The 8,925-nt window shown below is 57.2% G+C and carries 8 protein-coding genes and 1 pseudogene; 1 reads left to right on the top strand and 8 read right to left on the bottom strand.

Features of this window, described 5'->3' with window-relative positions; genetic code table 11:
- Positions 1-435: 435 nt before the first annotated feature.
- Positions 436-1,029 carry a LysE family translocator gene (locus tag IE093_RS21935; RefSeq protein WP_189473023.1) on the top strand — a complete coding sequence of 198 codons (594 nt, stop codon included), beginning with the start codon at positions 436-438 and terminating at the stop codon, positions 1,027-1,029.
- 15 nt (positions 1,030-1,044) lie between these two features.
- Here IE093_RS21935 and IE093_RS21930 read toward each other — a convergent pair.
- The 8 genes and pseudogenes from IE093_RS21930 to IE093_RS21895 form a co-directional block, all read right to left on the bottom strand.
- Positions 1,045-1,806: pseudogene (locus IE093_RS21930) on the bottom strand (helix-turn-helix domain-containing protein); the annotation flags it as partial.
- A gap of 100 nt (positions 1,807-1,906) precedes the next feature.
- The gene (locus IE093_RS21925) at positions 1,907-2,752 is read right to left on the bottom strand and encodes an isocitrate lyase/PEP mutase family protein (RefSeq protein ID WP_189473021.1); all 846 of its coding nucleotides are present in this window, start codon (positions 2,750-2,752) and stop codon (positions 1,907-1,909) included.
- A gap of 104 nt (positions 2,753-2,856) precedes the next feature.
- Entirely contained in the window at positions 2,857-3,285 is a 429-nt protein-coding gene (locus IE093_RS21920; RefSeq protein WP_422731013.1) for a hypothetical protein, read from the bottom strand.
- Between the two features lie 110 nt (positions 3,286-3,395).
- Complete coding sequence (locus tag IE093_RS21915; RefSeq protein ID WP_189473019.1) at positions 3,396-3,761, bottom strand: cupin domain-containing protein; 366 nt, start codon at positions 3,759-3,761, stop codon at positions 3,396-3,398.
- Between the two features lie 736 nt (positions 3,762-4,497).
- On the bottom strand, positions 4,498-5,226 hold the full coding sequence (locus IE093_RS21910) for a carbonic anhydrase (RefSeq protein WP_189473017.1): 729 nt from the start codon (positions 5,224-5,226) through the stop codon (positions 4,498-4,500).
- A gap of 79 nt (positions 5,227-5,305) precedes the next feature.
- Complete coding sequence (locus IE093_RS21905; RefSeq protein ID WP_189473015.1) at positions 5,306-6,559, bottom strand: sensor histidine kinase; 1,254 nt, start codon at positions 6,557-6,559, stop codon at positions 5,306-5,308.
- Positions 6,549-7,232: a response regulator transcription factor gene (locus IE093_RS21900; RefSeq protein ID WP_189473013.1), complete on the bottom strand. Its 684-nt coding sequence runs from the start codon at positions 7,230-7,232 to the stop codon at positions 6,549-6,551. The genes IE093_RS21905 and IE093_RS21900 overlap by 11 nt, the downstream gene beginning before the upstream one ends.
- A 229-nt stretch (positions 7,233-7,461) precedes the next feature.
- Entirely contained in the window at positions 7,462-8,190 is a 729-nt protein-coding gene (locus IE093_RS21895) for an NAD(P)-dependent oxidoreductase (RefSeq protein ID WP_189473011.1), read from the bottom strand.
- Positions 8,191-8,925 lie beyond the last annotated feature (735 nt).

Genomic DNA, 8,925 nt, shown 5'->3' with positions numbered 1-8,925 from the left:
TGTGCAGCCTCTCGCTTGAACTCCTGGTTGAAGGAACGTCGTGTTCTTCTTTTGGTCATTGGACACCTCGCTCAGGGTGGTGAGCATACCACCTACGCTGGTGTCCGGTTTCATTGGACCACTACAGTAATAACAAAGTGTGAGAGAGGATACGCCCGGTTGCCATCCTCCGAACGACCGATGGCGATTATGGGACTGGCTTAATAGCGATATCGAAATGATGACGGCAGCAGCATCCATTCGTAAGTGGCTGAGCCCATCGCCAGAGCCCCCTTGATGAACGGAGGGTGTAACGCCCGACAAGATGGTAGAAAAACCCAACGTTCAACTGAGCCTGGGTAACTCCAGTCGGCTGAACGGGGCACCTCAATTTTGTTCAATACTGCGATCAACCGCCATTGCAGACTTCGGCCATTGCCACCCAGGAGAGTGACGATGAGCCTTGCCATGATTCTGCCAATGTCGGCGTTTGCCCTTGCGGCCTCGATCTCACCGGGGCCGGTGAACCTGGTGTGCCTGAGCAGCGGTACCCGCTATCCCCTTTCCAGGGGGCTGGTCTTCGTCACTGGTGCCACTCTGGGGTTTATCGCCCTATTCATTGCCGTGGGGCTAGGGCTCTATTCGATGCTGACGGTCGTGCCGGGGCTGCAGGAAGCGCTGCGCTGGGCCGGCGTCGCGTTCCTGCTCTACCTGAGCTTTCGCTTGGCCCGGGATGATGGTCGCCTGCCAGAGGGAGACAACCATCAAGCGCCGGGCTTCATGACCGGTGCCTTGATGCAGTGGCTCAATCCCAAGGCCTGGCTGGCCTCGGCCTCGGGCATCGGGGCTTATACCAGCGGTAACGACCTACAACAGGTCATCATCTTTGCCCTGCTCTATTTGCCCATCTGCTGGCTGTCGCTGGGGAGCTGGGTCTACGCTGGTGCCTTCCTGCGCCGCTATGTCCACCGTCCCACGGTACTGATCACGATCAACCGAACCCTGGCGGTATTGCTCGCCGCCAGCTGCGTCTATCTGCTGGTTGAGTAAGGCCTGCCGATACTGGTTCGGCGTGGCTGCCACCAGTCGCTTGAACGTGCGCTGAAAGTGCGGCTGGTCGGTAAAGCCGGCATTCAGCGCCGCCTCGGCAATGGGCGTGCCACGTTTGAGCTCACTCTGCCCCAATTGGATCCGGCGATTGATCAGATACGCATGGGGCGTGAGCCCAAAATGCTGCTTGAAGGCACGGATGAGATGGCCAGGGCTGTAGCCTAAGCGATCGCATAGATCATCCAGGGAAATCTCTTCCGCCGCGTGATCGTCCAGGTAGGCAGCCAATTCCCGCAGACTAGCCGGGGCCTTTGGAAGGGGCTGGGCCGGCTGACCGGCCAGCTCGTGCATCAGGGCAGAGAGGTACTCGACCACTTCCGTCTGCTTGTCCAGCAGGTCTCGCTGCGGGTCCAGCAGGCAGGCGGCCATCCGGCAATAGCCTTCATACCAGGCGGGGTCTGCGATAACTGCGGTGGGAATATCCTGCCAGCGCGGCGCCTCGAGCAGTGCCGCTGCGTAGCGCAGGCGTGTCAACCAGTCGGCATCGACATACAGCATCAGGTAGGCCCAGGGCTGGTCGTCGATGGGATTGCAGGCGTGCACCCAGTCCGGGTTCATCAGTACCAGGTTCCCGGCATTGATGTGGTACTGGTCATGACGGTAGCGAAACGTGCTCTCACCCTCGGTGATGGCGCCCAGGGACCAATGCGTATGGCTGTGTGGTGCATAGCAGACCTTACGGCCGTCATCGACCTTGCGCAGCTCCACATGGGGCATACGCGAATCGCGCCAGAACAGGGGTTTGTTTGGATTTGTCATGGTCTGGTTATACCTGAGCGGCTTGTCATTCACCGGGGACCCGACGCCTAGGAAGGCGTCATCTGTCGTCGGCGTATCCGGAAAAGAACGCGCAGAGCTCGGCATCTGGAATTTGCTGGCTCGAATACTCGAAGGTGCCATGAAGAGCCATCTCTTGCGATGCCTTCCGTATGAGGCCGTACGTGGCACGTGCCAGGCTTCCGCCGATAGTGACACGCCGTACGCCCATGTCCTGTAGTTGAGAAACCGAGAGGGCCAACCCCCTCAAACCCATGACAACGGTCAGTGGGCCGTCGATCTCCTTCACGAGTTCAGCAATTGTGCTTGGATCAGAAGCGCCTGGAACGAATAGACAGTCTGCACCAGCTTCCCTGTACCTATTTGCCCGACGGACGGCCTCCGAGAATGGCTTCTCCATCTTCGTGAGATAGCAATCCGTGCGCGCTGTCAGCGTGAACGGGATGCCGCTAGCATCGGCTGCGGCACGCGCAGCTCGAATTCTCTCTGTGGCGAGCGTGAGATCGTACAGAGGTGCGGAGGCATCTCCAGTGAAGTCCTCGATATTTCCGCCGACTGCTCCCGCAGCAACTGCAAGTTCTATGGTCTTGGCCACGTGAGCTGGCTCCGTGCCGTACCCTGCTTCCAGGTCGGCGCTCACTGGTAATTCCACAGATCGGGCAATACGATGGATGCAATCAACCATCTCCGCCTGTGAGACGGCACCTTCATAGTCCGGAAGGCCAAGCGAAAAGGCAATGCCCGCACTCGTAGTAGCGATGGCGGAGAAGCCACTTGACGCAAGCATTCGAGCGCTCCCCGGATCCCAGGCGTTCGGCATCAGGAAAGTCTCGGATCGGGTGTGAAGGTCACGGAATCTCTGGGCTTTGGCGAGCTGAGTGTGCATGGCTAGAAACTCTGAATGAGGCAGAATGAGACACCTGACGCGGAGCGCAGCAGCGGCCCATCAGGGGCGACCGGTGGCCATCAGCCTCGTACTGGCGTGAATTATCAATTATGTACCTCAATGTACCACTTAGGCTTCATGCGACCGAAATCCTGACGGATGTGCGATTTCAGGCTCTTCTTGGAATCTAGCACGAGGATACGCCCACCCTGCCTGACAAACACGACCCAGTGACAAAATGGGCGACCTTGCTCTAATCGCCACTTGATTGATAAAAGCGCCCGGTCAGGCAGTGTATCCCAAGATTCAAAAGGGGTTTCCGAGGGCGAGGTGGATAGCTTGAATGCCTCAAGAAGTGTCCTGACGTAAGCCGTATCAGACCACAAGGCTGTATCCTCTGAAAATATCCCCAGATTGCTGGCCACTCGCTTGGCTTCGGCGTAAGAGACACCAGCTAGTGCAGCACATGCCGCAATACCGCAGCCCGAAATTTCATCTTGAATTACTGGTTGCATGTCCTTACCAATTAACATTTATTGGTTTTTCGCCACCGGCCTGAAACCTCTTCTCCATAGAGGTTAGCGATGCGTGTCCACTGAATTGGGGGGAAGCCCACAGTCCGTCTGCAGCACTTGGTTATGCTTTAGATCCATTCTTGCTTCTCGATGGGGACGGTGACGTCCGTCTCGTCCTTACCCGTATGCTCTGTACTCTCGGGTTCAATCATCATGAAATGCGTATCCGGCTCGGCAAGAGGACAATGCTCTACACCCTTCGGAACGACGAACATCTCTCCTGGACCCAAGACAACGCTTTCGTCTCTGAGCTTGATTGTAAGCTGTCCTTTGAAGACAAGAAATAACTCATCTTCGTTGGCGTGGGAGTGCCAGACTAACTCGCCACTGCCTTTCGCGATTTTCACAAGATGACCGTTCGATTCAGCAATAATTTTCGGCGTCCACTCTTCATCAAAGAGTGTAAACTTTTCAGCTATAGAAATCTTCTTCACTATGCCTCCTTAATGCAAAACCATGATGCTGAGGTGGGTACTTTTCCGGAACATTTGGCGGTGCAGTGCCATGTGCTGAGCAATAGCCTCGCGGACTCCCAAAGCCTCCAAGACAAAGAGGACGATATCAGCCAACGTGCCGAGGGAGCATGGGCTTAACTTTCCGGCGGTGCTTCGCACCGCATCGCGGCTACAGCCACTCCCACAATTTCACTTCTGCCTTGGTGCCGTTTTCATGTGAGACTTTCGGCACGCTACCGCCCCTGCCCTGCATGACGCGATTGCGATAGCGATCGTGTCATCTTCCTGCGGCAGTCCCTTCGTACCCTTGTCCCTTCATTCTTGCTACTGGCCGCCTCAACGACCTTCACTTCCCCAATAGAGCATGAGGAATGCCTAATAGTAAAGTCTGAGCAAGGGTACGCCCGGTTGCCATTCTCAAAGCGCCTGATGGCGTCTATAGGGCCGGATTGACTGCAGCACGTCTTCGCTCGCTTCAGGCGTTGTGGGGAGAGCAATGGTCGATGGCAGGTACGTCGCCATCCGCCTGTACGAAGACGACATGGACGCCGCGAGTGGCGGCGATTTCCTCGAGGTCCGGGATTGGTGCCGTGGCGCGGTGCGCTGCTGTGACGGCCAGGTCGTCGGTGGTGAGCTTGTGGAATGGGGGTCGGCTAGATTGACATGCAGAGAGGGGCCGCTGTAAGCGGCCCCGCTTGACTCGATGCTGTGACGATTATTCCAACACAGTGCGAGCGTTGACCGCTTGCACGGGACGATTGTTGGGATGATGCATCACATGCAGGAATTCCTCGATTTGCTCCTTGGATGCTGTAATCGGTTGCTTCATCACCAGCCAGCGCACGCCCTCAGTACAAGGTGGTGTTGTCAGTGAACCATTGAAGCGGTAGTAATCACGATTTTCAGGCAGGATTTCCAGTGGGGAGATGTCTGACGTCAGGGCTACCGTTTCACCCTCCTCCGGCATTTGCGCCCACGCTTTTGCAAGAGCATCGTTGGCTTCTCCCTCGGTCACCATGACCGCTACGACTGCCAGATTGCCATCCTTGTCGGCATGTACGAGGTGCCCTTCCATGGGATATGACTCACCATGTATGTGGTTTTCACTTGGCACGTGAAAGTGGAATTGCTTTAGTTCGAACTCAATACCATCGACGGTGATGGTGTCACCGGGAAGCACATTGATTTGAACAGTGTGGCCGTTATTGAGAACTTCCGAGCTTTTCGCTTCATAATCAAAAGCAATCGGTTCCAGTTCGGCGTCAATGAACCCTGTCAGGTTGATGGGCGACTGATTGCTCCCGGCGCATGAGCTGTACTCTGGGCTAAGCTTTATCCAATTCTCAGGCCCGATGTCGCCTGTATAGCCCCAAGCAGCGCCATCACTGGCAAAGGCGGTGCTTGAAAGCAACGACATGGCAACGGCAATCATTGTTCTCTTCATGGTTATCCTCTTGGAGGTCTCGTCGGTGAAATCGACATGCAAGATAGACCAAGGGCCGTCAAGAAAACGTTAAGACGCGTTAAGAGGGTTGGGCCACAGCAGGAAACGTCAGGACGAAGCGAGTTCCCCCGGCTTGCGGAATCTCCAGGCGCACGTCCCAACCGATATGATCGACCACGCGTTTCACGATCGACAGGCCCAGGCCCATACCTTCGTGCGCCGACCAGTCGTCGCCATGGACGAATCGTTCGAACAGCCGCTCGCGCACCACTTGGGGGATTCCCGTACCAGTATCTTCGACCACTAGACGGCCAGCGGTAAGTTGAACGAGAATCATGCCCTGGTCGGTATGCTGGCAGGCATTACGCAGCAAGTTGCCGATCATGATCCCGGCCAGTTCGGGGCGTACGTCGGCCAATGCCTGGTCGGTCCAGTCCAACTTGCATTGGACCGTCTTGCCGTACAACAGGGGCCGGCAGCGTTCCATTTCCGACTCGATGATGGTGTTGAGAACGATGCGCGGCGAATCCAGCGATTCCGGGGTACGCGAGAGCAGGAGCAGCGCGCTGACCCGTTGTGCGGTTTCATCGGCCACGCGCCGGATGCGTTCCGCAGTCGCATATTGCGCCGGATGATCCGACAGTTGCGCGGCCAGCACCTCCGCCGCGCCTAGCATGATCGTCAACGGTGTGCGCAATTCATGGCTGACGTCGCCGGTGAACAGCCGCTCGCGCTGCAAGAACTGCTGCAACTTGTCGGTGCGCTTGGCAAAGGCACGTGACAAGGAGCCGATTTCATCCTGCGCGGAAAGGGAAGGCAGCTCAGCCGGACCGGCGTTACGCTCGATCGCGTCGGCAAGCGTCGCTACCGGTGCAATCACGCGCCGGGCACTCAACACACCGAGCACGGCGGCGAGCAGGACACTGACGGCAAAACCGATTGCCAGCGCCAAGAGGATGACCAGTTCCGTATGCTCGAGTTCGTCTACCTCCTGGACCACGGCGTAACGACTGGTACCGTGGTCGCGCAGCAGCGCATGAACGTGCCGGTCGCCGAGTGTCAGTTCGTGGAAGCCGGCGGACAATTGCCGCAACTCGGCTGGAATACCGGCGTCGATCAGGAAGCGCACTTCCGGTGGCGCATCCGGCACATGGCCCAGTTCATGGAAGTCGATCAGCCTGTCCGCCATGTTGGCGAGTCGGGCATCGATGACCTGTTCCTCAATGACCTTCACGGAGACATAGGAAACCAGGCTGAAAGCGCCGGCCACAGTGACGGTCAGCAGGATGTAGCTGAGCGCGATGCGCTTTTTGAGCGAAAGTCTAGGCTTCACCGGGCACCGTCAGTCGATAGCCGGTGCCCGGCAAGGTCAGCAACATCGGGTACGGGAACGGTTTGTCGAGAGCCTGGCGCAGGGTATGGATATGGGTGCGCAAGGCATCGCTATCCGGCGGATTGTCGCGCCACACCTCGCGCTCAATCGCTTCACGCGTCATTACCTTCGGCGCAGCGCGCATCAACGCGGTGAGAATCTTGTAACCCGTCGGCGTCAGGTCGAGCGACTGGCCGGCGCGTGTGGCGTGGCGGGTACTCGCGTCCAGTCGAAGATCGCCGAAGGCCAGGACCGATTGCACATGCTCGTTGCGCGCACGGCGTACCAGCGCCTTCAGACGCGCATCCAGTTCGGGGAGGGAATAAGGCTTGACCAGATAGTCGTCGGCGCCGACCTCGAATCCGGTCAACTTGTCTTGCACGGTGTCACGCGCGGTCAGCATCAGGATCGGCGTCGCCAGCCGATACTCCTGGCGGAGCGTCTGGCATACCTCCACGCCATCCATACCCGGCAGGGTTAGATCGAGGACGATCGCATCATGGAAGGAGCCCGTTGCGCAGGAGACACCTGCATTGCCATTGCGCGCCACGTCCAACGTATAGCCAAGTGGTTCCAGATATCCGTACAGATTCGCGATGATATCGGGGTTATCCTCAATAATCAGCACATGCATGAGTTTCCCGTCTAACTTTCTATGCCGTATTCGGCATAACTGATCTTACCCATGTGCCGGGCAATGGCTTCGCAGCCATCCCTACCCTGCACGACGCGATGGCGCCCTGCCATCTTCCTGTGGTAGTCCGTTCGTACCCATGCGTAGTTGTTCACGGCCGTCTCTGCGACCTCGGGGGGCAAGAGTAAGCAGATGCAACGCTGGATGCAAAGCAGCGATTGGTCGTAGGCTAGGAAAATCCCTTGTTGTAGATCACGGGCATCCGTCCCTTCCATCTGCTCCATGTGTCGTCGTCGGTGATCAGATCGGCCATGAAGTGCGCGACATTGATTCGGCTGGTCTTGCCCGCATTGAAAATGGCGCTGCGGGTAGGCGACGGATGTGCAGCATACTCGGTCACGCTGTTTTCATTGATCAGGGTATCCGGCCTGACAGCAACCCATTCAATTGCGCTATCGTTCGAACCGACGCTGGTTCGCAGATAGTCCGCGGCCTTCTCGTTATCTATGTGTGGAGGTAGTAGCAGGCGAATCAGCCCGACCACACTCCGGTGGCCCAATGAAACGGGTTCATTGAGGTCACGGTTGCTGTTGCCGGCGGTATTCATCAGCACGAATCTAACGGGGATCTGCGGTCGATTGGCCCAAACAGCCTCGCACAGACGACGAACCGCATCTGTCACGAGCCTCCTCGGCGATCCGTACATCCCCTTGAGGGTCAGGTTGTGCCCCAGACACGATGCGACCGCCGTACAACCGTTCACGTGCTGCGTCATGTTGTCATCACTGAGATCGAGGAGGTTTGCGTGAACGATGGACAATAGATGGTGGCTCCTGAGAGCCTCCGGTATTTTTCCAGGCGCCCGAATGATCGCTCTCACCCTATGGCCGCGACTGAGCAAATCTTCCACGAGCAGTCGTCCGGTTGCCCCGCTGGCGCCAACTACCAGAACTGTCATCGTTTCCTCCCTCTAAATGAATGCCAGCGCCGCGCTCTGGGGCAAGCCGGAGCGAAGCGCTGACAACACCCGAATATTCAATGGCAGTGATATGGCTGTGAGCCGGCGTGACAGCATTGACCTGGTGGGCTGTCTTTACGACAACCGCCACCATGCGCAAAAGCTGTCGAAGCGAATAAAACCAGCGATAGCACTAGTACTATTTTTTTCATGGTCGTTCTCCACGTTTAATCTATTAACAAGAATCAAACGTTCAATTGAGTATCCCAAAGACAAACGCCGGAAACCGCCCAACCGGATGAAGCGGATCAACGCTACGCTAAGGGTGAAACGCCATGTGTTGAGCAGTTTCGAGGGTGTCCACCATGAGTGGGTAAGATCAGCGCGAACAGGCTTAACCTGCCGGCGGCGCTTCGCGCCGTATCGCGGCTGAAGCCGCTCCCACAACTCCACTGCTACCGGTTGGAGCCGCTCCAACCATTTCACTTCTGCCTGAGATGAAGCTTGAAGCACGCTACCGCACCTACCCTGCGTGACGCGATGGCGCCACGGCCATCTTCCTGTGGCAGTCCCTTACGTACTCTGTTCTTTTCTCTTACATGAGCCATCTGTAGTGGTCCAATGAAACCGGACACCAGCGTAGGTGGTATGCTCACCACCCTGAGCGAGGTGTCCAATGACCAAAAGAAGAACACGACGTTCCTTCAACCAGGAGTTCAAGCGAGAGGCTGCACA

It is taken from the genome of Litchfieldella qijiaojingensis (assembly GCF_014651875.1).
GTDB classification, from domain to species: domain Bacteria; phylum Pseudomonadota; class Gammaproteobacteria; order Pseudomonadales; family Halomonadaceae; genus Litchfieldella; species Litchfieldella qijiaojingensis.
This window is presented reverse-complemented; position numbering and strand designations above follow the sequence as displayed.